Genomic DNA, 26,495 nt, shown 5'->3' with positions numbered 1-26,495 from the left:
GAGGGCGTGCGCAACTTCGCGTCGGGGGGCGTGACAGGCGGCGGCGTCACCGGAGTCGGGCTCACAAGCCTCCGAACCGGCGATTGCGTGAGCCAAACGCCACTACCGCAGCGTCGAGATCCGCCGCGCCAAAATCAGGCCAAAGCGTATCGACAAACAGCAGTTCGGCATACGCCGCCTGCCACAGCAGGAAATTGGACAAGCGATGCTCGCCCGAGGTGCGGATGAGCAGATCAAGTGGCGGCAGATCGCGGGTCTCGAGCTCGCTTTCGAGCGCCGCGGCGTCGATCTGATCGGGCGGCAGCCGTTCTGCGAGGCGTTGCGCGGCGCGGACCAACTCCGCTTGCGCGCCATAGTTGAGCGCAATGGCGAGGATCGGCCCGGTGTTCGCGGCGCAGCGCGCCACCGCATCGTCGATCAACGCGACCACGTCCTTCGGGAAGCGCCGATGGTCGCCGATGATCTTCAGGCGGACGTTCTCGCGGACAAGCTCGGCGAGGTCGCTACGGATGAACAGCCGCAGCAGGCCCATGAGATCGCCGATCTCCTCTTCCGGACGGCGCCAGTTTTCCGAGGAGAAAGCATAGATAGTCAGCGCCTCAATGCCGATCGCGCGCGCATGGCGGGTGACGCGGCGCACCGCCTCCACCCCTGCCTTGTGCCCGGCGGCCCGCGGCAGCAGGCGCTTCTTCGCCCAGCGCCCGTTGCCGTCCATGATGATGGCGACATGGCGCGGCAGGGCGATGTCTCGTCCTGCGATCACGGGCACCGTGCTCACGAGGTGCCCCTTCATCCGTTCGCCCTAACCCTGTCGAAGGGCTGCACTTCTCCAAGCGAAGAAAGGCAGCGCTTCGACAAGCTCAGCCTGAAGGGGCAAGCTTGGCGGGACGGCAGCGTCACTTGCCGAGAATTTCCTTTTCCTTGGCGCTCGAGGCCGCGTCGATCTCGGCGATCGTCGCATCGGTCAGCTTCTGCACCTCGGTTTCGTGGCGCTTGCGCTCGTCTTCGCTAAGAACGCCCTTCTTCTCGTCGGTTTTAAGATTGTCCATGCCGTCACGGCGCACGTTGCGCACGGCGATCTTGGCTTTTTCCGAATAGGAGCCGGCGAGCTTGGCCAATTCCTTGCGGCGCTCCTCCGTCAGATCGGGGATTGGCAGGCGCAAGGTCTGGCCGTCGTTAATCGGGTTAAGGCCTAGACCGGCCGAGCGGATCGCCTTCTCGACAGGGCCGATATTGCTCTTGTCCCAGACCTGCACCGACAGCATGCGCGGATCAGGTGCGGAGACGGTCGCGACCTGGCTGAGCGGCATGTGCGCGCCATAAACCTCGACCGTCACGGGATCGAGCAGCGCCGTGGAGGCGCGGCCGGTGCGCAGACCCGCCAGATCGCCCTTGAGCGACTCCACGGCACCGGCCATGCGACGTTCCAGATCAGCCTTGTCATACGCGGGCATCGATCAACTCCTGTTCGTTCCTGACGACCGTCGATACACCTTCGCCCTGCAGCACGGCAGCGAAATTGCCGTGTTCGCGAATGTTGAAGACGACGATCGGGATGTTGGAATCACGGCAAAGGGCAACGGCGCTGGCGTCCATGACCTTCAGGTTCTTGGACAGCACCGTGTCATACGAAATCGTGTCGTAGCGGGTCGCACCGGCAACCTTCTTCGGGTCGGCATCGTAGATGCCGTCCACGCTGGTGCCCTTGAACAGGGCATCGCAATTCATCTCGGCCGCGCGCAAGGCGGCGCCGCTGTCCGTGGTGAAGAACGGCGAGCCGACGCCGGCGGCGAAGATCACTACGCGGTTCTTTTCTAGGTGGCGGACGGCGCGCCGGCGGATGAACGGCTCGCACACCGATTGCATGGGAATGGCGGATTGAACGCGCGTATCGACGCCGATCTGCTCCAGCGCATTCTGCACCGCCAGCGCATTCATGACGGTGGCGAGCATGCCCATGTAATCGGCGGTGGCGCGCTCGAAGCCTTTGGCGGCTGCAGCAAGGCCGCGGAAGATATTGCCGCCCCCGACCACCACGCACAGCTCATAACCCTGCGCCTTCACATCCGCGATCTCCTCGGCCACCCGGCCGGTCACAGCGGGATCGATGGCCACGCCGTCGGGGCCCATCAGGACTTCGCCCGAGAGTTTCAGGAGGATGCGTTTGTAGCGGGGGTTGGTCATCTGTTCCGATATGGCTGGAGGCGGCGCGGACCTTAGGCGGGGGGCGTTGCTGCCGCAACCCGCGCGGCGCGTGTTCGTTTGAAAAGCCGACCGATACAGGCGTTGTTCATCTGGTCCGATCGAGGCTGTCTGTCGGATGCGGCTATCCCAGAGGCAGGAGGTCAGTAATGCGGGGCGTCGGACTGTGTGCATTGGCAATGATTGTGGGAGCGCCTGCCACGGCTCAGATCGTGTACTCAGGTCCCGGCTCGACACGACCGAGCTATGACCGGGTCGAGCTGCAGCAAATCTATTTCCATCGACTGCAAGGCCTAAGAAGCGAGGCGCTCCGCCGGCAAGCCGCCGATGGTGGCAGCTTGACGCCTGAAAGTCGCGCGGAGCTTCAAAGCAAGCTCAATCGCATCAATGCCACGCGCGCACGCGACGCGCGTAGAAACGATATCATGTCCGTGGATGCGTTCGGCGTCGAGCGACGATCAGAACGATGATGTCCATCTGATGCTGCCGAACATCTAAAGCCGATCACCTGGAGCCAGTCCCATGGAATCTAGCTCAAACGAGTTGAGGCACACCACGTTTAACTTCTAGGATTGCCGACATGAAAAGCTTTACCGGAGCAGCATTGATAATAGCATCGGTCAGCGTCGATACACAGGCGAGCGCGCAGTCCGTACTGCCCGTGCATCAAGGCGACCGACAGGTATTCAACGGCGTCCGGGAATATCACAGCCCGGCGGATTTGCGGCAGATTCATCTGTATCGCCTCAACAAGCTCCGCGACGAGGCATTACGCCAGCAACGAGCAGACGGAGGCACATTGCGTGAGTCGAGCAAAGCCGAACTGCAAGCCAAGCTCAACAGAATAAATGCGGCGTTTACGCGTGATCTAAAGCGGAACGATCCGTTGTCCGTCGATCAGTTCGGCGCGCCGATCGCCGATAAGCAATGAAGCGGAGCGCTGCCGACCATCTCGGCAGCGCCCCGTGACAATCAGGCAGTCGGCTCGGGCTGCTTGTTCTGCGGCACGCCCGAGGCGGCGGCGACTTCGGCGGCGAAGTCGGACGCTTCCTTCTCGATGCCCTCGCCCAGCTGGAAGCGGACATAGTCCTTCAGCACGATGGACGTGCCGGCGTCCTTGCCGGCCTTGGCCACCACGTCGCTGATCTTGGTCTTGCCGTCCATCACGAACAGCTGGCTGACCAAAGCATGCTCCTTGCGGTACTTGGCGATCGAGCCCTCGACCATCTTGGCGATGATATCGGCCGGCTTGCCGCTCTCGCCCGCCTTCTCGGCCGCGATCGCGCGCTCGCGCTCGATCTCCGCCTCATCGAGGTCTTCCTCGTTCAGCGCCTTCGGGAAAGCCGCGGCGACGTGCATCGCCAGCTGCTTGCCAAGCCCCTGGAGCACCTCGTCCGACGCCTCGCTCTCGAGCGCGACGAGCACGCCGATCTTGCCGAGACCCGGCGCCTGCTGATTGTGGACATAGCCGACAACCGCGCCCTTGGAGACTTCGAGGCGCTTGGCACGGCGCAGTGACTGGTTCTCACCGATCGTCGCGATGTTCTTGGTCAGCACGTCCTCGACGGTGGTGCCAGACGGCATCGCCTCGGCCTTGAGCGCATCGATATCGCCGCCGGTCGCCAGCGCGATCTGGGTCACTTCGCGGACGAACTGCTGGAACTGATCGTTCTTGGCGACGAAGTCGGTTTCCGAGTTCACCTCGACCGCAGCACCCTTGGTGCCGCTGACGGCGATGCCGACCAGGCCCTCGGCCGCAGTGCGGCTGGACTTCTTGGCGGCAGCCGCGAGGCCCTTGGTGCGCAGCCAGTCGAGCGCGGCATCCATGTCGCCGCCGGTTTCGTTCAGCGCCTTCTTGCAGTCCATCATGCCTGCGCCGCTCTTCTCGCGCAGGTCCTTGACCATCGCTGCCGTGATATCGGCCATTGTCACTTCCTTCGGATCAAATTGGCCCGTTCGCACTGAGCCTGTCGAAGTGCTGCCTTTCTCTCCGCGACGTTGCAGGGGAAAGACAGTGCTTCGACAAGCTCAGCACGAACGGGAATGAGGCTTGTCGAAGCTGTCGTTTACGCGTCGATCTGGCGCGATTCCTCGGTGCCGGCCTCGGCCACCACCGGATCGCTGCCCAGCGCTTCTTCAACGGGCGGCTCGGCCATCGCGCCGAAGTCCTGGCCACCACGACGCTGCTGCTCGTTGTTGCCGCGAGTGGCCGCGATCGCCACCGCTTCGCAATACAGGCGGATCGCACGCGCGGCGTCGTCGTTCGCCGGCACCGGGAAAGCAATGCCATCCGGCGACACGTTCGAATCGAGGATTGCGACGACCGGGATACCGAGCGTGTTGGCTTCCTTGATCGCCAACTCTTCCTTGTTCGCGTCGATCACGAACATGATGTCGGGAATACCGCCCATGTCGCGGATGCCGCCAAGGCTCAGTTCGAGCTTGTCGCGCTCACGGGTGAGCTGGAGCACTTCCTTCTTGGTGAGGCCGTGCGTGTCACCCGACAGCTGCTCCTCGAGCGCCTTCAGACGCTTGATCGAGTTGCTGATCGTCTTCCAGTTGGTGAGCATGCCGCCCAGCCAGCGGTGGTTAACGAAATGCTGGCCCGCGCGGCGCGCGCAATCCGCAATCGGCTCCTGCGCCTGGCGCTTGGTGCCGACGAACAGCACCTTGCCGCCGCTGGCGACGGTGGAGCTGATGAACTCGAGCGCGCGTGCGAACAGCGGCACGGTCTGCGACAGATCGATAATGTGGACGCCGTTGCGGTCGCCGAACAGATACGGCTTCATTTTCGGGTTCCAGCGGTGAGTCTGGTGGCCGAAGTGCGCGCCGGTTTCGATAAGCTGCTGCATCGAGACGACAGGTGCCGCCATGATATTTCTTCCTTCCGGTTATGCCTCTGGGAAGCGGCTGGTGCGAGCCTGAAAGGCCGGCACACCGGTGGTTTGATGCTTCCCATGCGGGGTTGAGGGCCGCGCGGTTAGCGCAATGCGGCGGATTAGGCAAGGTCGCACAACTCGCTTGACGAGCTGGAACGTATGTGGAACACGCTGCGGAACAGACGGAGAACTTCAGAACCCCCTTCGACCAAGCGTGTCATTGATCGGCCAAAAAGTTTCGTAATTGTTACCAGAGGGCTGGAACGAGGCATGTTTTCAATGGTTTGCTGCGGGTGGTTCGCATGATGCACGGAGGCGGACGATGATGACGGTGTTGAGTTTCGCTGTTTTTGCCGGGACGTTCGCGGCTTCCGCCTATGCCATCGTGGCAACGGTGGCGCCGCGGTTCGATCGGGTCATCGGCGCCCTGCGCGGGCAACCGCAGCCGAATGCCCACCCGTTGGCGGCGCTGGTGCGCGCTGAACAGCGGATCGCCGTTAGGCGTTGGGCGGCGGAGCGGCGACCGGCTCCAACGAACCGGATGCGCGCAGCCGCTTGATCCGCGCATAGCTGGCGACACTGAACGGCAAGCCGATCAGATACGCCAGGCTGAGCGCGCTGGTGGTATGCCACGGCGCCGTGACGGCTGCCGCAGCGACAATAACGACCAGCGCCAGCGCCTCGAAGCGGATGTTCCGACGCAGGCGTAGCGACGACCAGGACCAGGTGGCGAGGCTGGAGACCATCAGCAGCGCCACCATCGCCGTCCATGGTGCGACTAGCAGCGGCGAACGAAAGATCGGCGACTCGGTCCAGAACCACAGGAAGATCGGGAGCAACGCTAGGCCAGCCCCGGCCGGTGCGGGAACACCGGTGAGGAAGCCGGCTGATTTGTGCGGCTGCTCCCCAGCGTCTATATTGGCGTTGAAACGCGCGAGGCGAAGTGCGGCGAATACCGCAAGCATCAACGCCGCCATCCAGCCGAAGCGCGGCAGCGACGATAGTGACCAGAGATAAAGAATCAACGCCGGCGACACGCCGAAGGAAATGGCGTCAGCGAGCGAATCGAGCTCGGCGCCGAACCGGCTTTCGCCATGCAGCAGCCGAGCAATCCGGCCATCGATGCCGTCGAGGATGCCCGCCGCCAGCACGAACGCCACGGCCAATTGCCAATGGGTGGCGATGCGGTCGGCGAGCGCGACGAAATCAGCGCCGTGGCGGAGCACAAGATCGTTCTCCATCATCCGCGCCTTGACCGCAAACTGAACGCCGCTGAGGCCTGAGCACAGGGCTAACGCGGTGATGGCGTTGGGCGCCACCGCCCGCAGCGGCAGCCCCCGCCGGGTCCGTGCCGGGCGCCTCACTGCGCCGTCCCCACCGCGGGTATGGCGCCGGCGCGTGCCAGAACCGTCTCGCCCGCAATCGCGCGCTGGCCGAGCGCCACCTGCGGCGCATAGCCGATAGGCAGAAACACATCGACGCGGCTGCCGAAGCGGATCAAGCCGATCCGCTGACCGGCCGCGACCATGTCGCCGACCTTGACGAACCCCATGATCCGGCGCGCCACCAGCCCGGCAATCTGGGTGAAGGCGACCTTGCGGCCATCATGCCCCTCGACGACGAAATGCTGGCGCTCGTTGTCCTCTGACGCCTTGTCGAGATCGGCGTTGAGGAACTTGCCGGAGATATAGACGACCTGGCGGATCGTGCCGGCGATCGGTGAACGATTGATGTGCACATCGAACACACTCATGAACACCGAGACGCGCATCATCCGCTCGGCGCCGAGCTCAGCAATCAGTTCGCGCGGGACCGGCACCTCGGTGATCATTGTCACCAAACCATCGGCCGGCGAGACGATAAGGTCATCGCCACGCGGCGTGGTGCGGATCGGGTCGCGGAAGAAAGCGGCGACCCAAAGGGTGATCCCGAGCAGCGGCCAGAAGAACACATTGTGGACGATCGTCATCAGCAACGTGATGCCGAAGGCGATGGCGGTGAACTTCTGCCCTTCCGGATGGACGGCGGGGAACCGCCACTTGACGGTGGTGGTGATGGGCAGGCCCTGTTCTTCGGGCTTTGGCAAGGAAGGCATGCGGCCTCGTGTAGCGGGGGCGATCAAACCGCACAACGCACGGGGTGCCCGGTTGGACGCGGGACGGATGCGCTGCACTGCCGCAGCGGTGGTTGATCCCCCGCCCCCTTCCCCCTATCGACCGCGGCAACCTCCTCCCAAAAAGGAAACGAAAATGGCCAAGATCAAGGTGAAAACGCCCGTCGTGGAGATCGACGGCGACGAAATGACGCGGATCATCTGGGAATGGATCCGTGAGCGCCTGGTCAAGCCGTATCTCGATATCGATCTCGATTATTACGATCTCGGCATGAAGCATCGTGACGACACCGACGACAAGGTGACGACCGATAGCGCCAAGGCGATCCAGAAGTATGGCGTGGGCGTGAAGTGTGCGACCATCACCCCGGACGAGGCGCGGGTCGAGGAATTCGGGCTCAAGAAGATGTGGAAGTCGCCGAACGGCACGATCCGCAACATCCTGGGCGGCGTGGTCTTCCGCGAGCCGATCGTGATCAAGAACGTTCCCCGCCTGATCCCGGGTTGGACGCACCCGATCGTTGTCGGCCGTCACGCCTTCGGCGACCAGTATCGCGCAACCGACTTCAAGGTGCCGGGCGCCGGCAAGCTGACCATGAAGTGGACGGGCGAGGACGGTCAGGAAATCGAACACGAGGTGTTCGATTTTCCGGGCGCAGGCGTCGCGATGGGCATGTACAACCTGGACGAGTCGATCCGCGATTTCGCGCGCGCCTCGCTGAACTACGGCATCAACCGTAATTGGCCGGTGTACCTGTCGACCAAGAACACCATCCTCAAGGCCTATGACGGCCGCTTCAAAGACATCTTCGCCGAGGTGTACGAGGCCGAGTTCGTCGAGAAGTTCAAGGAACTGGGCATCGTTTACGAGCACCGCTTGATCGACGACATGGTTGCCTCCGCGCTGAAGTGGAACGGCGAGTTCGTCTGGGCGTGCAAGAACTATGACGGCGACGTCCAGTCCGACCAGGTGGCGCAGGGCTTCGGCTCGCTCGGCCTTATGACCTCGGTGCTGATGACTCCGGACGGCAAGACGATCGAGGCCGAGGCGGCGCACGGCACCGTCACGCGTCACTTCCGTCAGCATGAGCAAGGCAAGGCGACGTCGACCAACCCGATCGCCTCGATCTTCGCCTGGACCGGCGGCCTCAAGTTCCGGGGCAAGTTCGACAACACCCCCGACGTGACGCGCTTCGCCGAGGAGCTGGAAAAGGTCTGCATCGAGACGGTCGAGAATGGCGACATGACCAAGGATCTCGCGATCCTGATCGGTCCGGAGCAAAAGTGGATGACTACCGAGCAGTTCTTTGAGGCGGTTCGCGTCAACCTCGAGAACAAGATGGCGAGCTGGGCGTAAGCATCAACGCGCCTTTCTCCTCACCGCGGCGTCGCGCCGGGACTCCGCTTCTTCACTAAGCGTGCAAGGTAGCGGGACCCCGGATCAGGTCCGGGGTGCCTGTGAATGTAAGGCCTGGCTGAAGAGCCAGCGCTTGATCCTGAAGGCCCCGGTGATGAACCGGGGCCTTCACTTTTTCAGCCGCCAATGACGCACTCCTCACCATCTTGATCATTCACCTTAACCAAGTGGAAGGAGGCGGTGGGATGGCGTGGTGGCGCCTACTCCGACCCGCCTCGAATAATTCCACCGCGGACGAACTGTAGCGCCGCGATTGCGTCGGTCCTGCTCTCCGCATCGATAAGCGAGCAGCGTGATCGACGAAGAACGTAAGCCGCCTGACACGTCTTTGCTGACAAGCGCGACTCGCCTCGCCAAGAAGGTGGCATGGCAATCGGTCTCGACAATCCCGGCTTCTCCGACGCTCTGGTAATCCTCGGCGCGGCTGGGTTGGTGATCCCGGCCTTTGCCCGCTTCAAGGTGAGTCCGGTGATCGGCTTCATCCTGGTTGGCTTGCTGGTCGGGCCGGCGGGGCTCGGCAGTCAGATCGATCGGGCGCCCTGGCTTTACTACATCACCATCTCCGACCCGGACTCGATCGAGCCGTTCGCCGAGTTCGGCATCGTGCTGCTGCTGTTCTCGATCGGCCTGGAGCTCTCGTTCAAGCGATTGTGGGCGATGCGACGGCTGGTCTTCGGGATTGGGCCGGCGGAGCTGCTCGGCTCCGCGCTGATCATCGGCATCACGCTCCATTATGTCGGACAGGATTGGCCTGGCGCGATCGGCCTTGGCCTGGCGCTCACCCTCTCCTCGACCGCGCTCGTCTTGCCGCTCGTCGGGACCACCAGTGCGGTGGGCCGCGGCGCCTTCGCCATGCTGTTGTTCGAGGATCTGGCACTGGTGCCGATCATCTTCGCGCTGGGTGCCTTTGCGCCTTCGGCCGGGGAAAGCGGGCTGGGAGAGATCGGTATCGTGGCGCTACGCGGCGGCCTGACCGTGGTCGCGATGTATATCGGCGGCCGGCTCGTCCTGCCGCGGCTGTTCGCTCAGGCCGCGCGCACCAAGAGCCCGGAGTTGTTCCTCGCCGCATCCTTGCTGGTCGTGATCGTCGCTAGTGTTGGCACCACCGCGGCCGGGCTGTCGCCGATTGTGGGCGCGCTGCTCGCCGGCCTGCTGATCGCCGAAACTGAATATCACACCGAAGTCGAGGTGATCACCGCGCCATTCAAGGGCTTGGCGTTGGGCGTGTTCCTGATCACCGTCGGCATGAGCCTCGATCTGCGGCTCATCGCGCGCAACTGGTCAGAGCTGTTGATCGCAGTGCTCGGCGTGGTCACGGTGAAAGCGATCGTCACTTACCTGCTGTTACGCGTCGCGAATGCGCGTCGCGGCACGGCTGCGGAGATCGGCTTGCTTATGGGCAGCCCGTCGGAAACCACGCTGATCGTCCTTGCCACGGCGGCGCAGGCGCAGCTGATCCAGGCATCCACCGCTGCTTTCTGGCAGACCGTGACGGCGATCGGCCTAACTCTGACGCCGCTGCTCGCCGCGGCCGGCACAGCGATCTCCAAGCGGCTGGAGGGCGGAACGGAGTCCGTCGCCGGGCCACCCAAGGAGGGTCGCCACGCCGTGATCATCGGCTTCGGGCGGGTCGGCCGGCTGGTTGCCGAGCTGCTCGATGTTCACCAGCAGCCGTATTTAGCGGTGGAGGCGGATATCGATGTGGTAAAAACCGCACGCGCGGCCGGCCGATCGATCATGTATGGCGACGTGGTTCGTCCGGAGCTGGTCGATCGGCTTGACCTGCCGCATGCCAGCGCACTGATCCTGACGATGGATGATCCCGTACTGACGGTGCGGATCGCCCGGCGTGTGCGCGCGCTGGCTCCCGAATTGCCCATCATCGCCCGTGCCCGCGATGCGACACACGCCGCCGAGCTTTACCGCGCGGGCGTTACTGACGCGGTGCCCGAGACGCTGGAAAGCTCGCTGCAGCTATCGGAGGCGGTGCTTGTCGATCTTGGCGTGGCAATGGGCCCGGTGATCGCCTCGATTCACGAGAAGCGCGATCAGTTGCGGCAGACGATCCGCCAGGAAGCGAAACTGAGCCGCGAGCCCCGCATTCGCCGGCTGCCCCGGAAAGGCGAACTCGATCTCATCTGAACCCTGCCCAGCGTTCGCCGCAATCCCCCGGTAATCCGCGCGACCATCATGCAGCCGTCGGACCTTCGCCTCGCGCTTTTCAGCGGCAATTACAATTATACCCGCGATGGCGCGAACCAAGCGCTGAACCTGCTTGTCGGGCACCTGCTGTCACGCGGGGTGAAGGTGCGGGTTTATTCGCCCACGGTTGCCAATCCGGCGTTCGCACCAACCGGCGACCTCGTCGACGTGCCGTCGCTGTCGCTGCCGGGTGGGAGGGGAGAGTATCGGCTGGCACGTGGTCTCCCTGCACGGGTGCGCGCGGACCTTGCGGCATTCGCCCCGAACCTCATCCATGTCGCGGCGCCCGATATCCTTGGTCATCGCGCGGTCAGCTATGCGCACCGCAACGGGATCGCGCGTGTTGCCTCGCTCCACACCCGCTTCGAAACCTACCCCCGTTATTACGGGCTCGGCTTCATCGAGCCGCTGGCGGAGCGAATGCTCGCGCGCTTCTACGGCAGGGTCGATCGCGTGCTCGTGCCGGGGCCGCTGCTGGGCGAAATCCTGCGTGATTGGGGCGTGGATACACCGACCACCGTCTGGTCGCGCGGGGTGAACCACGATCGCTTCTCGCCCGCACGGCGCGATCTCGCCTGGCGCCGTTCGCTGGGTGTCGCGGATGATGAGGTCGCGATCGGCTTCCTTGGTCGGCTGGTGAAGGAAAAGGGGCTCGATATCTTCGCCGACGTCGCCGCCGAACTCCGCCGGCGCGGAGTGAAGCATCGCGTGCTGGTGATCGGCGAAGGGCCGGCGCGTGACTGGTTTGCCGCTCAAGTGCCGGACGCAGCATTTGCCGGCTTCCAGTCAGGCGACGATCTGGGCCGCGCCGTCGCTTCAATGGATGTGTTCTTCAATCCCAGCGTCACGGAGACGTTCGGCAATGTGACATTGGAGGCGATGGCGGCCGGCGTACCGGTTGTCGCGGCGCGGGCGTCCGGTGCGGTCGGACTGGTCGACGATGGCTTGACCGGTCTGCTCGTCGGCCCGCGCGACGTGCCGGGCTATGCCGATGCGATCGGCGCGCTGGTTGCGGACACGACGCGGCGCATCGCCATGGGCCAACAAGGAAGTGTTAAGGCCGCGGGCTATCGTTGGGAGTCGATCAACGACGTTGCACTCGGCGCCTATCTTGACGTCGTTCAACGTCGGTCTCAGCAATCGACTTAACCTGGTTGAAGTACGACGAGCCGGTACATTCCGGAGCCAATCCGTTCATCGGACGTTCCGCATGCAGTTGGTAAACGCACGCTATTCCGCCGCACCGGCGGTTTCGGAGACGCCATAATGAGAATATTTCGTCCCGGTCGCAGCCTCTGGTTGGCGGCGGCCGCTTCTGGTGCCCTGCTGGTGGCGGGTTGTGCCACTCAGACGCCGTATCGTCCCGCGACGGGCAGTGGTTTCAATCGTACCGGCTTCAGCGAACAGCAAGTGGAGGCGAACCGCTTCCTCGTCACCTTTGCGGGTAACACCGTAACCGACCGGGATACGGTAGAGCGGTACCTGTTGTATCGTGCGGCTGAACTGACGCTGCAAAACGGCTTTGACTATTTCGTGACGGTCGATCGCCAGACTGATCGTCAGGCGCGTACCTATTCAACGCCTGGTGCTGGCTTCGGCGGTGGCTTCGGGCCCGGCTGGGGCTACGGCGGCTGGGGGGGCTATTGGGGCCCGTCGTGGCGCTACTACGGCCGCCCATGGGGCGGCTGGGGCGGCTGGGGTCCGTGGGGCGGCGGCTTCAACGATTTCGACGTTCGCACCGTTGATCGCTACGAAGCGACCGCCGAAATCCTGATGCGCAAGGGCACGCCCGATCGTGGCGAGACCCGCGCCTTCAACGCTCGCGACGTGGTCCAGCGGCTCGGGCCGACGATCATCCTGCCGGGTCAAGAGCGCCGGCGCTGATTGGCACTTAGTTGCAAAGAGAAAGGCCCCGCCAGAGATGGCGGGGCCTTTTTTGTGCGCGGCCGCTTTGTCGGTTAGGCACGTAAAAGCGCGACGGAATGAGCGGATCTTCATTCCAAATTACGCGACGGTCTGGGTAGGCACCCATGCGATTGCCCATCTGCGCGCCGCCATGAGCGGCGAGCAGATGCGGGAACCGCACCAAGATCTAGAAGCCTAGCTCACACGGCGCCGTGGCAGTGCTTGTACTTGCGCCCCGAACCGCACGGGCACGGCGAATTGCGGCTCACCATGCCCTTCCAGCTTTCCGGATCCTCGCCGAGTTCCGCGCCGGTCGGCTGCGGGATCTGCATCGGCGGCATCTGCGTCTGGATCAGCCCCAACGTGCCGGCATCCACATCCGCCGAATTGTCCTCGCCCGAAAACGGGTCGAAGTGGGTGGTGATGAAGTCGGGCAGGTCGGGCAGCGGCGGCGGCGCCTGAAGCTGGAACTGCGCATGCGCGATCGTCTTGGTCACATCCTCGCGGATGTTGTCGAGCATGCGCTGGAACAGCGCGAACGCTTCCTGCTTGTACTCGTTGATTGGAGTCTTTTGCGCATAGGCGCGCAGGTGAACCACCTGGCGCAGCGCGTCGAGCGTGGCCAAATGCTCCTTCCAGTGATGGTCGAGGTTCTGGAGCAGGATCGACTTTTCGACCTGAGTCCAGGTTTCCGGCTCTAGGTCGGCTGCCTTGGCGGCGACCATGGCATCAGCCTCGGCCTGCACACGCTCCGTAATCATCTCGGGGTCGACCGCGTCTTCCTCCAGCCAGCGGTCAATCGGCGGGGTGAGGTTCAGGACGTCGGCAAGCCGATCCTTCATCCCCTCCACGTTCCACTGCTCGGGATAGGAGCCGACCGGGCACGCCTCGCCCACGATCGCGTTGACCGTCTCGGCGCGCATGTCTTCCACCACATCGCCGACCGTCTCGGCATCCATGATGTCCGCGCGTTGCTCGTAGATCACCTTGCGCTGATCGTTCATCACGTCATCATATTCGACGACCTGCTTGCGGATGTCGTAGTTGCGCGCCTCGACCTTCTTCTGCGCGGTTTCGATCGCCTTGGTCAGCCACTTGCTGCCGATCGCCTCGCCATCGTCGATATTGTTGCGCATCATGCGCGCGAACAGCGTGTCCGGCCCGAAGATGCGTAGCAGATCGTCGTCGAGGCTGAGATAGAAGCGGCTGAGGCCGGGATCGCCTTGGCGGCCCGAGCGGCCGCGCAACTGATTGTCGATCCGCCGGCTCTCGTGCCGCTCGGTGCCGAGCACGAAAAGGCCGCCCGCCTCCAAAACGCGCTCCTTCTCCGCAGCGATCTCGGCCTTGATCTGCTCGATCGCGGCGTCGCGTTCCGGACCGTCCGGCATGCCCGCCAGTTCGTCCTCGACGCGAAACTCCAGGTTGCCCCCGAGCTGGATGTCGGTGCCGCGGCCGGCCATGTTGGTGGCGATCGTCACCGCGCCAAGCCGGCCCGCCTGCGCCACGATATGCGCTTCCTGCTCATGGTAGCGCGCGTTCAGCACCGAATGGTCGACGCCTTCCTGGCGGAGGAACTCGCTCAGCATCTCGGATTTCTCGATCGACACCGTGCCAACCAGCACCGGTTGGCCCTTTTCCGCATGCTGCCGGATGCGCTTGGCGATGGCGCGGAACTTGTCCTGCGTATCCTTGTAGAACTCATCCTCTTCGTCGACGCGCTGGATCGTCTTGTTGGTCGGGATGGTGACCACGTTCATCTTGTAGATGTCAAAGAATTCGGCCGCTTCAGTCGCCGCCGTACCCGTCATGCCCGCAAGCTTGGGGTACATGCGGAAATAATTCTGGAAGGTGATCGAGGCCATGGTCTGGTTCTCGGGCTCGATCGTGACGCCTTCCTTGGCCTCAACCGCCTGGTGCAAGCCATCCGACCAGCGGCGGCCGTCCATCATGCGGCCGGTGAATTCATCGATGATGACGACCTTGCCGTCCTTGACGATGTAGTCGATGTCCGCCTTGAACATCACGTTCGCGCGCAACGACTGGTTTAGGTGGTGCACCACCTGTGTATTCTCGAAATCGTAGAGGTTTGCGCCTTCCAGCAGCCCCGCCGCCTCGAGCAGTCGCTCGACCCGCTCGGTGCCCTCTTCGGTCAGGACGATGGTCTTCTGCTTCTCGTCCTTCTCGTAATCCTCGGGCGTAATCTGCTTCACGATCGCGTCGACCTGCATGTACAGCTCGCTCTTGTCGTCGGTCGGGCCGGAGATGATCAGCGGCGTGCGCGCTTCGTCGATCAGCACCGAATCGACCTCGTCGACGATCGCCATGGCGAACGGGCGCTGCACCATCGATGCGCGCTCGTACTTCATGTTGTCGCGCAGGTAATCGAAGCCAAATTCGTTGTTCGTGCCGTAAGTGATGTCGGCGGCATAGGCCTGCTTGCGCTGGTCATCGGACAGGTTGGGCACGATCACGCCCACGGTCAGCCCGAGAAAGCGATAGACCCGGCCCATCCAGTCGGAATCGCGCGAGGCGAGATAGTCGTTCACGGTGATGACGTGCACGCCGTCACCGGGCAGCGCGTTGAGGTACGTCGCGAGCGTCGCGACCAGCGTCTTGCCCTCGCCGGTCCGCATCTCGGCGATTTCGCCACGGTGGAGCACGATGCCGCCCACCATCTGCACGTCATAATGCCGCTGGCCGAGCACGCGTCGCGCCGCCTCACGCACCGTCGCGAACGCTTCCGGCAGCAGCGAGTCGAGCGTCTCGCCATTCGCCAGCCGTTCGCGGAACAACACCGTCTGATTGGAGAGCGTGGCATCATCCATCGCTTGCAGCGCCGGCTCGAACGACGCGATCTTGGCGAGGATGGGGTTGAGCGAGCGGACATAGCGCTCGTTGGACGAGCCGAAGAGCGACTTGGCGATGTTGCCGAACATGGGTCTGATCCTGATATCGATGCGGCGCAGCTACCCCGTGGGCGCGCGCGAAAGAAAGCGGTGCTGGTCCGACGAAGTCGGTGGCGAAGAGCCTATTCGCGCCGGCGAGTAGCGAACGGCGGTTCGACCGGCGCCACGGTCCAGCGCGTATCAAGAGCAGCGCGCGCCGCCTCCACCAGCGTGACAGCCACAGCCTGAGGCCGCTGCGTCGCGCTGCGCGGCACCGATGCGACCCGTGCTGCGGCGACGGACCCTTCCGCTACCGCCTGCGCGCGATCCTGCGCCCGCACGCTCCCGCCCACGCCGGTCAGCGCTGACAACAGCGCGGAGAGGAGAAGCAGGAGGTTCACGATCCGGGACATAGGATGACGCGGCAGCGCGGCCAACCCAAAAGCGTCATCGATCTTGCACAGGAGTAGCAAGGAAGCGGGCAACGATCGCAAGCCGAGCATCCGCCAGCCCCGGCGCGGCGTGACTTTCTTTACCGCTCACGGCATGGCGCCAGTCATGTCCCACGCTGTCTCTCCGCTCGCCCTGCCCTTCCCCGATCTGCCACCGATCGCCGGTGCGACTCCGCGGGTCGCGCGAGCGCGCTACAAGGAATGGGACCGCTGCGACCTGACGTTCGTCACGCTCGATCCAGGCACCAGCGTCGCGGGAGTCGTCACCCAGTCAAAATGCCCGTCGCCGGAAGTGGAATGGTGCAGCAAGGCACTGGTGCTCGGCGAAGCACGCGCGCTGGTGGTGAACGCGGGCAACTCCAACGCCTTCACCGGCAATCGCGGCCGCGCCGCGGTGGAGGCGATCGCGGCGCGCACGGCGGCGCAGCTCGGCTGCCAGCCGTCCGACGTCTTCGTCGCCTCGACGGGGGTGATCGGCGTACCGCTGCCGATCGACAAGGCGGAGGCCGGGCTCGACGCTGCCTTCGCCGCCACCCCTGCCAACTGGCGCGCCGCCGCGGAAGCGATCGGCACCACCGACACTTATCCCAAGGGCGCCGTCAGCACCGCGATCGTCGACGGACGTACGGTTACGCTGGTCGGCATCATCAAGGGTTCGGGCATGATTGCGCCGGACATGGCGACGATGCTGGGCTTCATCTTCACTGACGCCGCTGTCGACGCCCCGTTTTTGCAAGGCGCGCTGAATGGCGCCAACGCCCGCACCTTCTCGTGCATCACCGTGGATGGCGATACCTCGACCAGCGACACGGTGTTGGCCTTCGCCACCGGCAAGGCCGGCAACACGCCGCTTGCCGATGACGACAGCCCCGGTGCCGATGCTTTCCGCGCCGCTCTGGCGGACCTGTGCCACCAACTCGCGCAGCTCGTCGTGCGTGACGGCGAAGGCGCTTCCAAGCTGATCGAGATCACCGTAGAAGGCGCCGACAGCGACCGCTCCGCTCACCGCATCGCCATGTCCATCGCCAACTCGCCGCTGGTGAAAACCGCCATCGCCGGCGAGGACGCCAATTGGGGCCGGATCGTCATGGCCGTCGGCAAAGCAGGCGAGCCGGCCGAGCGCGACAAGCTCGCGATCCGCTTCGGCACCACGCAGGTGGCAAGCGGCGGCCTCGCGGTGGAGGGCTATGACGAAGCCCCCGTCGCCGCGCACCTCAAGGGCAGCGAAGTCGAGATCGGCGTCGATCTCGGTCTCGGCGAGGGCCGCGCGACCGTGTGGACGTGCGACCTCACGCACGGCTACATTTCGATCAACGCCGATTATCGGAGCTGACGATGCTCACCATTTGGGGCCGGCTCAACTCGCATAACGTGAAGAAGGTGGCGTGGTTCGCTGAAGAGCTCGCGCTGCCGCACGTTCGACATGACGTTGGCGGCACCTTCGGTATGGACGACGCCTATCTTGCGCTGAATCCGAATGCCTTGATCCCGACGATCGAGGACGACGGCTTCGTCCTTTGGGAGTCGAACGCCATCCTGCGCTATCTCGCCGCGCGGCATGGCGGCGAACGCTGGTGGCCCGCCGATCCGATGTTGCGTGCTGTCGCTGATCGCTGGATGGACTGGCAGATCGATTATGCCGAGGGGCAGCGCGATGCCTTCGTCAATCTTGTGCGCCGCACTCCCGAGGAGCGTGATACGGTCGCCGTGGTGCAGGCCGCGGCGCGTTGCGCGAAGCGAATGCTGCTTCTCGATCACCATCTCTCCCAAACAGAGTGGCTCTCGGGCACCCAGTTCGGCATCGGTGACATCCCGATGGGCGTCTATGCCCATACGTGGTTCACGCTGAATATCGAGCGGCCCGACGTGCCGTATGTCGCCGCCTGGTACGAACGGCTGAAATCGCGACCCGGTTACGGCCGGGTCACGATCCCGCTTAGCTGAGGCTCAGGCCAGCTCGCCTTCCAGCCACGCCTTGATCCGGCCCTTGGGCTCGGCGCCGACCTTGGTCGCCGCTGGGTTGCCGCCCTTGAACAGGATCATCGTCGGAATGCCTCGCACGCCATAGCGGCCGGGGGCGTCCGGGTTCTCGTCGATGTTGATCTTGGCGATCGTCACCTGCTCGCCCAGCTCATCCGAAATCTCTTCCAGGCTCGGGCCGATCATTTTGCACGGGCCGCACCATTCCGCCCAGAAATCGACCAGCACCGGCTTGTCGGACTGGAGGACGTCCGCGTGAAAGCTGTCGTCGGTGATCTTCTTGGTGGCCATCGTAGTAACTCCTTTGCAAGCCAATCTAGGTCGGCGGCGCGCCCCACTCAACGGGTAGCTGGCAAGCTTTGCTCCGTGCGCGCCAAGCCCGGCTTGTGCGCGGCGAGCAGATCGGCCGGCAGCGCGATCAGCGTTGGGCCGGCGGTGTAGAGCAAGGCGGCCTCCACCGGCCGATCGGGGAAGATCACCGACAAAGCCGCGGCATAAGCCGACATTTGCCGCACGTGATAGGACGGCACGTCCTCAAGCCCGCCCGGCGCAAAGCGGCCGGTCTTGAAGTCGACCACCTGCACGCGGTCCTCGGAAACCAGCAGCCGGTCCACCGTGCCGGCGATCACCAAGCCGCCATCCACCACCGCGCTGATCGGCGCCTCGCCCAGCGAACCGGGGCCGAACAGCGGCGCAAAGCGCGCATCACCGAGGATCGCGCAGACGGTATCGACCAGCGCCGCGCGCTCGGCGGCGTCCCCCAGTGCACCGGTGCGCAGCAGCCAGCGATCGGCAGCGGCGCGGCGTTCGTCCACCGTAACCGCGGGCAATCGTTCAAACAGGCCGTGGATCAATCGGCCACGCTCGGCAGCCGCACGCATCGCGGCACTAGGCGGCGGATCAGCCACCGCATCCTCACCGATCGATGAAGGGGCGAGCGGCCGCGGCGGCCGCGCCTCTGGCGGAGCAGCGCGCCGTATCCATTCCGGCAGGGCCGGGCGATCCTTCGCCTCCGCAGCCTCGAGCGGCTTGTTTGGCACCGGGTCGCCCGGCGGCGCGCCGTGGAACATGCGTGCGCCTTCACCCGCCACGCTAAGCGCGTCGAACGCCCGCGCAGCAGCCGCGTGCCAGCTCTGTTCGGGTGCGCCGTTGCGATATTTCGGGCCCAGCGAACCAGTGATTACCAGTCGTTCCTCAGCGCGGGTCGCCGCCACATAGAACAGTCGCCAATGCTCCTGGCGTTCCCGCGACCCCGCGGCCGCAGCTACATCGGCGATTGGCCCAGCGCGCTCGGCCGTGCGCGGCGGAAAGACCGGGATCGGCTGTGTCAGTCCTTCCGGGGTCCACATCAGCGTGCCACCGCGGGTCGCATCGGGATCGGCGGTGGCGTCGGCCAGGATCACCACCGGCGCCTGCAAGCCCTTGGCGCCATGCGCGGTCATCACCCGGACGGCGCTGATCGCCCCCTCCGCCTCGCGCTTCACCTCCACCTCGCCGCGATCGAACCAGTCAAGGAAGCGTTGCAGCGACGGCGTGGCGCTGGTTTCGAACTCCAGCGCCGCGCTCAGAAGCTCGTCGATCGGATCGCGGGCTTCGTCACCCAGCCGCGCTAGCAAGCGACGCCTGCCGTCACGCTCGCCCGACAGGATTTCTTCCAAGAAGCGATAGGGAGTGGTGAAGTCGGCCCGCGCCAGCATCGCATCAAGCGGCGCCAGCAAATCGCGATGATGCTCCGACAGATGTCGCCACAAGCTGCCCGAACGTGGCACCGCGCGGGCGAGCAGCTCCTCCTGCGTCCAGCCAATCAGTGGCGAGACCAGCAGGCTCGCCAGGCTGAGGTCGTCGTCGGGCTGAAGCACGAAGCGAATCGCCGCAAGCAGATCCTGCACCGCCAGCGGCGCGTTGAGCCGCAGTCGATCGACGCCGGCGACCGGCACACCCTCCGCATATAGTCGCGCCACGATCAACCGTGCGATCTCTCCGCGGCGTTTTACCAGCACCATGATGTCCTCGGGCCGGATCGGCCGGCCCTTGCTTTCGAGCATCGTGCCGCTGTCCAACCACCCGCGAATCTGACGCGCGATGCGTGTGGCGTTGGCGCGCACCGCATCGTCGATCCACTCCTCCGCGCCGCCATCGTCCTCGGCCGCGCCGGCGACAATCGGCGGCCACAGCTCCACGCAGCCGGGGCCGGGCACTTCGCTGGCATGTGGCGGCATCTCGCCGTCGAGGCCCAGCGCGTCGGGGCCGAGGCCGTCGATTGCGCTGTCCACGAACTGCAACACCGGCCGGGTTGAGCGGAACGACGATACCAGCGACAGGCGTTCGAACGGCAACCCGCGCTCGTCATCGGGCATGCGATCGTCGCCGCGCACCTCCTCGGCCTTGCGCGCGAAATGCTCCTCGGCAGCGCGGAAGTTGATCGGGTCGGTACCCTGGAAGCCGAAGATCGCCTGCTTGTGGTCGCCTACCGTGAACAACGTGCGCACCGATGGCGCATAAACGCCGCGCCCGACAAAATATTCGTCCACCAGCGCGCGCACGATCCGCCACTGGTTGATGTTGGTGTCCTGCGCCTCGTCGATCAGCACATGCTCGGTGGTCTGGTCCAGCTTGAAGCGCACCCATTCGCCGATGCCGGGCTGGTCGAGCAGCGCCACCGTCGAGGCGATGAGATCGTCGAAATCCACCACGCCGCCACGCCGCTTCGCCTTTGCATAGGCGCGGGCATAGTCGCGCCCTACGGTGAGCGCCTCCGCCAGCAGATCGGCATAGGCGGCACGATCCCGCAGGCTCAGCAGCTCGGCACAGCGCGAACCGACCATGGTGGCAATTGTTTCGTAATCGGGTTCGGCGGCGATCAGCTTGGCCGAAGCCTTGCGCGGGTCGCCGGCGGCCGTGTGGACGACCGATCGCACGTCGTTCAGCGTGGCGGCGCGATCGGTGCCGGTGCCGGCCAGCCAACGCGTGATGGCCTCGACGTGCTTGGTGCCGGTCGCGGTGCCCCAGGTGCGATTGGCGGCGGCGAGCCGGTCGATGGCATCGCAGTCGAATTCGTCGCACCTTTGGGCGATCACCGTCTCGATATCGCCCGAGGGCAGATCGAGCGCGCGGCGCAACCACGGCTGGATGCCTGCCGGCAATTCCTCCAGCGCGGGGCCGGCACGCGCACAGTCGTTGAGGAAGCGCTCCGCTCCCGCTTCGCCCAGCCGCACGCTCAGACGGCCGATCGCTTCGATTGGGGCGGTGCGCCCTTCCCGCTCGGCATCGACCAGCAGCTCGGCCAGGGTCGCGCGGGCGAGCACGGCTTCCTCGCGCGGCTCGATCGGGCGAAAACCGGGCACCAGCCCTGCTTCGGCCGGAAAGGCAGCGAGCAGGCCCTGGCAGAAGCCGTGGATGGTCTGGATGCGCAGCCCACCGCCCGGCGCGTCGAGCACCTTGGCGAACAAGGTCCGCGCGCGGTCGCGCTGCGCCGGGTCGGCCGGCTCGCCCAGCGCCTGAAGGTCGGCGAACAGGTCGCGATCCTTCATCCGCACCCAGGCGGCGAGCCGCTGGCTGACGCGCGCCGCCATCTCGGCCGCCCCCGCCTTGGTAAAGGTAAGGCACAGGATCGCCGATGGATCGACACCGCGCAGCAGCAGCCGGAACACGCGCGCCGACAGCACCTGCGTCTTGCCCGTACCGGCCGAGGCGGAAAGCCAGACATGCGCGTCGGGCGCACTGGCGCGGCGCTGCTCGCCCCGCAGCGGCGGCAGTGGGCGGACGGCGCCGCTCAAGCGCCGGCTCCAGCGACAGCGAGCAAGGAGCGCACCGCCTTACCCCTCACGCCCGTACCATTCGTCACGACGCATCAATTGGTCATATTCGGCATAAGGGGCGAATTCCGGATGGAGCTTTGCGACGAATGACTCATCCCCGGTCAGCCATCGTGCGGCGGCTTCGGCGAAAACGGCGCGCGCCTTGTCGACGAACTCGCTCGTCACGATCCGGTCGTTCTTACCGGCGGGATCGACCGGCGTGCTCACGCTGCCGAATGAATCACGATATTTGGCGAGCGACCAATATTCGAACCCGCCGGCGGTGCCTTGGATGTTCGCAAAGCCACCTGCCTCGGCAATCGCCCCGAGCAGGCCGAGTTGCATCGAGAACCCGGCTCGGACGGCCGCAGCGGACGGTGCCTTACCGGTCTTGTAATCGACGATCCCGAGCGTGCCATCGGGCAAACGGTCGATCCGGTCGAAGCGCCCCGACAAGTCGATGCCCGCGATCGTCGTTCCGCCCTTCCCCTCCGCCGCCAGCACCTGGCGTCCGCCCGCCTGCTCCGTCGCCATGCGCTCGGCGATCCACTCCACGGCGGCAAGCAGCCGCGGCTGCCACAAGGCGCGCAGCAACGGGTGCGTAGTCGGCTCGCTCAGCATCGCCAACGCGCGCGGCTGCAGCGCGTCGACCCGGCATCGATCGTCGCGCGCCCATGCCTCCAGGATGTCGTGCACCGCCGTCCCGCGCCACGCCGCGCTGGGATCGGCATCGACCGGGTCGAGCGCCGCCAGCCGCAGGATGCGCTGCGCGTAAAAGGCATAGGGATCGGCCTTGAGCCGATCGACCTGCGTCACCGACATGGCGGTCGGCCGAAGGCTCGCCGCTGGGCGGGGCGCCGGGCGAGCCGCCGGTTGCGGCGTTCCGCCATCGTCGATCAGCCGCGTCCACGCTTCCACGTCATGGGCGCGGGCGCGCTCGAACTCATCGCCGGCCATCGCCGCGAGCCGCAACCACAAGCGCGACGGGATCGCCGGCGAGCGCGCGTCGCGCCGCGCGCGGGTGATCAGCACCTCACGCGCGCCAAGCGCCTGGCCAAAATCATGTGCCGCGACGCCGATGCCGCGTTCCAGCCCCGGCAAGCCGAGCGCGGCGCGGATGCGCGGCGCAAGCCAGGGATCGGGCGCAGGGCTAGCCGGCCAGACGCCTTCGTTCAGGCCACCCAAGATCATCAAGTCGGCCGATTGCAACCGCGCCTCGATCAGGCCGTAGATGGCAAGGCGCGTGTGGCCGCCCTGCGGACGGATCGCGACCTCGTCCATCAACAGGCGAAGCATGGCAACCAGGCCGTGCGGGGTCACATCGCGCGGACCTGAAAGCGCCTCAGCCTCCAACTCTGCGAGCAGGTCCGCCGCGGCGCGACCGGCGGGGCCCCGCCACGCATCGTCACCGGCCAATGCCGTCGCCGCATCACGCAGCGCCGCGATCAGCTCCGGCAGGGCGCGCGCGCCATCACCGAAGACGGCGGCCAGCGGATCGAGTAGGTCCCGCATCTCGCGCCACCAACTGCCACCTGCCTCCCCCAGGTGTGCCTCAATGCCGCTGAGCCCCGGCGCCGGCCGCGGGCCACGCAAGCGCCGATCGAGCCGCCGCACGCCCTCAAGCCATTGCCCGCGCCGCTCACCGGCCCGCACCAGCGGATGTTTAAGCAGCGTCAGCAGCGCCAGCGGGGCGAAGTCCTCCGCCGCCGCCTCGACAATGGCCGTCAGCAGGGTGCCCGGCGGGGAGATTGACAGCGGACGGCCGGCACTATCGTCCACGGCGATGTTCCAGCGCGCGCAATGCGCCGACACGCGACGGGCCAGCGCACGATCTGGCGTGACCAAGGCGGCGGTGCGTTCGGGCACCTCCAGCGCCTCGCGCAATGCCAGCGCGATCGCCTGCGCTTCCTCCGCCGGTGTGGCGAGCTCGGCGATGCGCACGCCGACCAGCTGGCGTTGCTGTGGGCGAAGCTCGGTCCAGCGCGCGGTGAACTCAGCCGGGGCCAGCGCGGTGGCGATGGTGCGCCCGCGTGCGGCGGACGCATCATGGTCGCTGCCATCGCGCCAGGTCGCAACATCGTCGCGTGCCATGCCCATCCGCTCCAGCAACTGCTTGAGATGGAATTGCGGATGCACTTCGATGGAGCGCGGCGCGCGACCGGTCACCGGATCGGCCTGGTGCGGCCCGAGCGCGCGCCATTCGTCCTCGTCCATTGCCCGATCCAGCCCGGCCAGCACCACCGAGCCGTTGTCCAGCATGGCGACACGACCAAGCATCGTCGCGACCGCGGGCGCCGCATCGGTGATGCCAGCCGCGCAGACGAATCCAGCCGGCGGTGTTACGCGCCAGCGCTCGGCCAATCGACGCAACAGCAGCACGCGCCGGGTGCCGGCATCGATCCGTCCCAGCCGCGCCAGTTCCGCGGGCCAGCGATCGATAACGATGCGAAACAGATCAAGGGCAGCGCGCCAGTGATCGGTCAGTTCGCCGAGATCGAGGCTCGCCAGCCGCGCCGGATCGACCTCCTCGACGATCAGCTGGTCCAGCGTATGCGCCAGCTCGCCCGCCAGCCGCACCGCCTCGGCCGCTTCCAGCGATGGCCGGGCCTCCTGCACCAGCCGCGCCAGGATCATCCGCCGCGCGAGCGGCGCGACGGCGGGGGGCAGCGGATCGTCCCCATCCGCCGGGTCGAGCGCGGCGCCGATCGCCTCGCCGAGATCCTCCGCACCGATCGCCACCAGCCGCGGCAGCACCAGCGCCCCGCCCCGCGCGCGAACAAAGGCGTTGGTCACCGCCAGCTTCGCACGATTGTTGGGCAGCAGCACCAGCCCGCGGGCAAGCCCCAGCAGATCGTCGCCATGTTGCCGGATCAGCCCAGCAACAAGCGCATCGGCAAAGGCACGATGCGCCGGGATCGTGTAAAGCCGCGGCCTGCGCCGCTCAGCCATCAGTCAGCAGCGCCTCCGCGCGCGCGATGGCGGCGGGCGTGCCGACATCGACCCACAGACCCTGGTGGACGACACCATAAGCGCGCCCCGTGGCGATCGCCCGCTCCCAGAACGTCATGGTCGAGAATGGCCCGTCCGGCGCATTGACGAGGATTGCCGGGTTCAGGATCTGGACGCCGATGAACACGAACGGCGCCACCCGCCCGCGCTGACGCCGCCCAGTGATCCGGCCATCGGCAGCGATATGGAAGTCGCCTTGCCCGCCATGACAATGCGCGCGCGCCAGCGGCACCAGCAGCAGCAGCACATCCATCGCCGCCGGATCCCAGCGCGCGGCGAGCAGCGACAAGGCGTCGATCGGCCCGTCGAGCCAGTAATTGTCGCTGTTGACGACGAAGATCGGATCGTCGCCGAGCAGCGGCCTGGCCTTCATCAACCCGCCGCCAGTCTCGAGCAGCTGCGCCCGCTCATCCGACACGATGGTTTCGATACCCGTCACCGATCGAAGATGCGCCTCCAGCGTGTCCGCCAGATAGTGGACGTTGACCACCGCCTTCTTCACGCCCGCCGCGCGCAGATGATCCAGCGTATGATCGAGCAAGGCCTTGCCGGCGACATGGACCAGCGGCTTCGGCCGCGTCGCGGTCAACGGCCGCATGCGCTTGCCCAGGCCCGCGGCCATCACCATCGCGGTGGACGGCATCGTCGCGAGCAGCGCAGGCCGGATCAGTCGTGGCTTGGTCATCGTTCGCTCAGCGCCAACGGATCGCCGCGCAGGTGGGGCGGGATGTTGGCGTCGAACCACGCCGCGACCGGCGCCAGTTCCGGCTGGGCGAGATCGCGCTCCAGATAGGTCCAGACGCGCGGGCACAGGCTGGGATAGCGCGCCTTGCCGTCGCGCTTCCACAACCGGGTGAAGATGCCGATGATCTTCGCGTTCCGCTGCGCGCCGAGCACATGATAGGCGCGCAGGAACGCCTCACCCTCGCCGGTCACGTCGCGGTACCGCGCCAGCATCGCGGTTTCGAGTTCGGGATCCACGTCTCGCCGCGCATCCTGCAGCAGCGAGACAAGATCGTAAGCGGCATGGCCAGCGAGCGCGTCCTGGAAATCGAGCAGCCCCAGCGACCGGGAGGCGCCGACCAGCATCAGATTTTCGACATGATAATCCCGCAGCACCGTGACCGCGCGATCATAGGTGGCATGCGCCAGCACCGCGTCCCACGCCGCGACATAGCCGTCCGCGTCCACCGTCAGCCCCAGCGCCGGGCAATACCATTCCACCAGCAGCGCCGCCTCGCGTTGCAGCTCCGCCCGATCGTACGGACGCCAGTCCCCCGCGGGATGCGCGCGCAGGGCGACAAGCACGTCCACCGCGTTGGCGTACAGCGACATCGCAACTTGCGGATCGGCGTCGATCGCCTCGCGCATCCGGTCGTCACCAAAGTCTTCGATCAGCACGAGGCCGCGCTCTTCATCGGCGGCATGTATCGCCGGTGCGCCGAAGCCGCGCTCCGTCAGCCAGCGCGCCACCGCCAGGAACGGGCGCGGGTCCTCATGTGGCGGCGGCGCGTCCATCAGCACGGCGCTGCGTGCGCCATCCACCACGCGAAAATATCGTCGGAACGAGGCGTCGCCGGCCAGCGGCAGCACCGTCGCCCCACCCCACCCGTTCACCGCCAGGAAAGCGGGCGCGTCGGGCGGCGGGATCATG

Annotated in this window: 21 protein-coding genes; 7 read left to right on the top strand and 14 right to left on the bottom strand. The window is 65.8% G+C overall.

Annotated features, from left to right (window positions below; genetic code table 11):
* Nucleotides 1-61 precede the first annotated feature (61 nt).
* The 3 genes from uppS to pyrH form a co-directional block, all read right to left on the bottom strand.
* Complete coding sequence (gene uppS, locus SPHI_RS00980; protein WP_076743023.1) at nt 62-793, bottom strand: polyprenyl diphosphate synthase; 732 nt, start codon at nt 791-793, stop codon at nt 62-64.
* A 103-nt stretch (nt 794-896) separates the two neighbouring features.
* A complete protein-coding gene (gene frr, locus SPHI_RS00975; RefSeq protein WP_076743022.1) occupies nt 897-1,454 on the bottom strand; it encodes a ribosome recycling factor in 558 nt (185 codons plus the stop codon).
* The gene (gene pyrH, locus SPHI_RS00970) at nt 1,441-2,184 is read right to left on the bottom strand and encodes a UMP kinase (RefSeq protein ID WP_076743021.1); all 744 of its coding nucleotides are present in this window, start codon (nt 2,182-2,184) and stop codon (nt 1,441-1,443) included. The genes frr and pyrH overlap by 14 nt, the downstream gene beginning before the upstream one ends.
* A gap of 598 nt (nt 2,185-2,782) precedes the next feature.
* On the opposite strand from pyrH, the gene SPHI_RS00965 reads away from it, so the two are divergent.
* Nucleotides 2,783-3,133, top strand: coding sequence for a hypothetical protein (locus tag SPHI_RS00965; protein WP_144036135.1), 351 nt, complete (start codon nt 2,783-2,785; stop codon nt 3,131-3,133).
* Between the two features lie 41 nt (nt 3,134-3,174).
* On the opposite strand, the gene tsf is transcribed toward SPHI_RS00965, so the two are convergent.
* The 4 genes from tsf to SPHI_RS00940 form a co-directional block, all read right to left on the bottom strand.
* Nucleotides 3,175-4,128, bottom strand: a complete 954-nt coding sequence (gene tsf, locus SPHI_RS00960; protein ID WP_076743019.1) for a translation elongation factor Ts — start codon at nt 4,126-4,128, stop codon at nt 3,175-3,177.
* A gap of 140 nt (nt 4,129-4,268) precedes the next feature.
* Nucleotides 4,269-5,075 carry a 30S ribosomal protein S2 gene (rpsB, locus tag SPHI_RS00955; RefSeq protein WP_076743018.1) on the bottom strand — a complete coding sequence of 269 codons (807 nt, stop codon included), beginning with the start codon at nt 5,073-5,075 and terminating at the stop codon, nt 4,269-4,271.
* 503 nt (nt 5,076-5,578) lie between these two features.
* The gene (locus tag SPHI_RS00945) at nt 5,579-6,445 is read right to left on the bottom strand and encodes a CDP-alcohol phosphatidyltransferase family protein (RefSeq protein ID WP_076743016.1); all 867 of its coding nucleotides are present in this window, start codon (nt 6,443-6,445) and stop codon (nt 5,579-5,581) included.
* A complete protein-coding gene (locus SPHI_RS00940; RefSeq protein ID WP_076743015.1) occupies nt 6,442-7,176 on the bottom strand; it encodes a phosphatidylserine decarboxylase in 735 nt (244 codons plus the stop codon). Before SPHI_RS00940 ends, SPHI_RS00945 begins: the two co-directional genes overlap by 4 nt.
* Before the next feature lie 154 nt (nt 7,177-7,330).
* On the opposite strand from SPHI_RS00940, the gene SPHI_RS00935 reads away from it, so the two are divergent.
* From SPHI_RS00935 to SPHI_RS00920, 4 genes are all read left to right on the top strand, one after another.
* A complete protein-coding gene (locus SPHI_RS00935; protein WP_076743014.1) occupies nt 7,331-8,551 on the top strand; it encodes an NADP-dependent isocitrate dehydrogenase in 1,221 nt (406 codons plus the stop codon).
* 426 nt (nt 8,552-8,977) lie between these two features.
* Nucleotides 8,978-10,753 (top strand): cation:proton antiporter domain-containing protein, encoded by a 1,776-nt coding sequence (locus SPHI_RS00930; RefSeq protein ID WP_076743013.1) that lies wholly within the window; start codon nt 8,978-8,980, stop codon nt 10,751-10,753.
* 48 nt (nt 10,754-10,801) lie between these two features.
* Entirely contained in the window at nt 10,802-11,962 is a 1,161-nt protein-coding gene (locus tag SPHI_RS00925; protein WP_076743012.1) for a glycosyltransferase family 4 protein, read from the top strand.
* A 117-nt stretch (nt 11,963-12,079) separates the two neighbouring features.
* Complete coding sequence (locus SPHI_RS00920; protein WP_076743011.1) at nt 12,080-12,697, top strand: CC0125/CC1285 family lipoprotein; 618 nt, start codon at nt 12,080-12,082, stop codon at nt 12,695-12,697.
* A 221-nt stretch (nt 12,698-12,918) separates the two neighbouring features.
* Here the strand turns inward: SPHI_RS00920 and secA are convergent, their stop codons facing one another.
* On the bottom strand, nt 12,919-15,654 hold the full coding sequence (gene secA / locus SPHI_RS00915; protein ID WP_076743010.1) for a preprotein translocase subunit SecA: 2,736 nt from the start codon (nt 15,652-15,654) through the stop codon (nt 12,919-12,921).
* 92 nt (nt 15,655-15,746) lie between these two features.
* Nucleotides 15,747-16,004: a hypothetical protein gene (locus SPHI_RS00910; RefSeq protein WP_144036134.1), complete on the bottom strand. Its 258-nt coding sequence runs from the start codon at nt 16,002-16,004 to the stop codon at nt 15,747-15,749.
* A gap of 157 nt (nt 16,005-16,161) precedes the next feature.
* Between SPHI_RS00910 and argJ the strand changes: the two genes are divergently transcribed.
* Together argJ and SPHI_RS00900 are read left to right on the top strand one after the other, a co-directional pair.
* Complete coding sequence (argJ, locus tag SPHI_RS00905; protein WP_076743225.1) at nt 16,162-17,388, top strand: bifunctional glutamate N-acetyltransferase/amino-acid acetyltransferase ArgJ; 1,227 nt, start codon at nt 16,162-16,164, stop codon at nt 17,386-17,388.
* A gap of 2 nt (nt 17,389-17,390) precedes the next feature.
* Complete coding sequence (locus tag SPHI_RS00900; RefSeq protein ID WP_076743008.1) at nt 17,391-17,999, top strand: glutathione S-transferase family protein; 609 nt, start codon at nt 17,391-17,393, stop codon at nt 17,997-17,999.
* Nucleotides 18,000-18,002: 3 nt separating this feature from the next.
* Here the strand turns inward: SPHI_RS00900 and trxA are convergent, their stop codons facing one another.
* From trxA to SPHI_RS00875, 5 genes are read right to left on the bottom strand one after another with little or no spacing between them, the layout of a single operon-like run.
* The gene (trxA, locus tag SPHI_RS00895) at nt 18,003-18,326 is read right to left on the bottom strand and encodes a thioredoxin TrxA (protein ID WP_076743007.1); all 324 of its coding nucleotides are present in this window, start codon (nt 18,324-18,326) and stop codon (nt 18,003-18,005) included.
* A gap of 47 nt (nt 18,327-18,373) precedes the next feature.
* Nucleotides 18,374-21,811, bottom strand: a complete 3,438-nt coding sequence (gene addA, locus SPHI_RS00890; protein WP_076743006.1) for a double-strand break repair helicase AddA — start codon at nt 21,809-21,811, stop codon at nt 18,374-18,376.
* Nucleotides 21,812-21,850: 39 nt separating this feature from the next.
* Nucleotides 21,851-24,781, bottom strand: a complete 2,931-nt coding sequence (locus tag SPHI_RS00885) for a PD-(D/E)XK nuclease family protein (RefSeq protein WP_076743005.1) — start codon at nt 24,779-24,781, stop codon at nt 21,851-21,853.
* The gene (locus SPHI_RS00880; RefSeq protein ID WP_076743004.1) at nt 24,774-25,526 is read right to left on the bottom strand and encodes a nucleotidyltransferase family protein; all 753 of its coding nucleotides are present in this window, start codon (nt 25,524-25,526) and stop codon (nt 24,774-24,776) included. The genes SPHI_RS00885 and SPHI_RS00880 overlap by 8 nt, the downstream gene beginning before the upstream one ends.
* Nucleotides 25,523-26,494, bottom strand: coding sequence for an aminoglycoside phosphotransferase family protein (locus SPHI_RS00875; protein ID WP_198927797.1), 972 nt, complete (start codon nt 26,492-26,494; stop codon nt 25,523-25,525). Before SPHI_RS00875 ends, SPHI_RS00880 begins: the two co-directional genes overlap by 4 nt.
* Nucleotide 26,495 lies beyond the last annotated feature (1 nt).

The sequence above is a fragment of the Sphingomonas jeddahensis genome (assembly GCF_001981525.1).
GTDB lineage: Bacteria > Pseudomonadota > Alphaproteobacteria > Sphingomonadales > Sphingomonadaceae > Sphingomonas > Sphingomonas jeddahensis.
The sequence above is the reverse complement of the archived record's forward strand: the minus strand, read 5'-3'. Positions and strand labels throughout refer to the sequence as shown.

Coding starts and splice junctions, on each gene's coding strand:
- argJ (WP_076743225.1), top strand. CDS start 16,162: ATGTCCCACGCTGTCTCTCCGCTCGCCCTGCCCTTCCCCGATCTGCCA.
- SPHI_RS00880 (WP_076743004.1), bottom strand. CDS start 25,526: ATGACCAAGCCACGACTGATCCGGCCTGCGCTGCTCGCGACGATGCCG.
- uppS (WP_076743023.1), bottom strand. CDS start 793: ATGAAGGGGCACCTCGTGAGCACGGTGCCCGTGATCGCAGGACGAGAC.
- pyrH (WP_076743021.1), bottom strand. CDS start 2,184: ATGACCAACCCCCGCTACAAACGCATCCTCCTGAAACTCTCGGGCGAA.
- SPHI_RS00920 (WP_076743011.1), top strand. CDS start 12,080: ATGAGAATATTTCGTCCCGGTCGCAGCCTCTGGTTGGCGGCGGCCGCT.
- SPHI_RS00875 (WP_198927797.1), bottom strand. CDS start 26,494: ATGATCCCGCCGCCCGACGCGCCCGCTTTCCTGGCGGTGAACGGGTGG.
- SPHI_RS00930 (WP_076743013.1), top strand. CDS start 8,978: ATGGCAATCGGTCTCGACAATCCCGGCTTCTCCGACGCTCTGGTAATC.
- trxA (WP_076743007.1), bottom strand. CDS start 18,326: ATGGCCACCAAGAAGATCACCGACGACAGCTTTCACGCGGACGTCCTC.
- rpsB (WP_076743018.1), bottom strand. CDS start 5,075: ATGGCGGCACCTGTCGTCTCGATGCAGCAGCTTATCGAAACCGGCGCG.
- secA (WP_076743010.1), bottom strand. CDS start 15,654: ATGTTCGGCAACATCGCCAAGTCGCTCTTCGGCTCGTCCAACGAGCGC.
- SPHI_RS00965 (WP_144036135.1), top strand. CDS start 2,783: ATGAAAAGCTTTACCGGAGCAGCATTGATAATAGCATCGGTCAGCGTC.
- SPHI_RS00925 (WP_076743012.1), top strand. CDS start 10,802: ATGCAGCCGTCGGACCTTCGCCTCGCGCTTTTCAGCGGCAATTACAAT.
- SPHI_RS00935 (WP_076743014.1), top strand. CDS start 7,331: ATGGCCAAGATCAAGGTGAAAACGCCCGTCGTGGAGATCGACGGCGAC.
- SPHI_RS00900 (WP_076743008.1), top strand. CDS start 17,391: ATGCTCACCATTTGGGGCCGGCTCAACTCGCATAACGTGAAGAAGGTG.
- SPHI_RS00885 (WP_076743005.1), bottom strand. CDS start 24,781: ATGGCTGAGCGGCGCAGGCCGCGGCTTTACACGATCCCGGCGCATCGT.
- frr (WP_076743022.1), bottom strand. CDS start 1,454: ATGCCCGCGTATGACAAGGCTGATCTGGAACGTCGCATGGCCGGTGCC.
- tsf (WP_076743019.1), bottom strand. CDS start 4,128: ATGGCCGATATCACGGCAGCGATGGTCAAGGACCTGCGCGAGAAGAGC.
- SPHI_RS00940 (WP_076743015.1), bottom strand. CDS start 7,176: ATGCCTTCCTTGCCAAAGCCCGAAGAACAGGGCCTGCCCATCACCACC.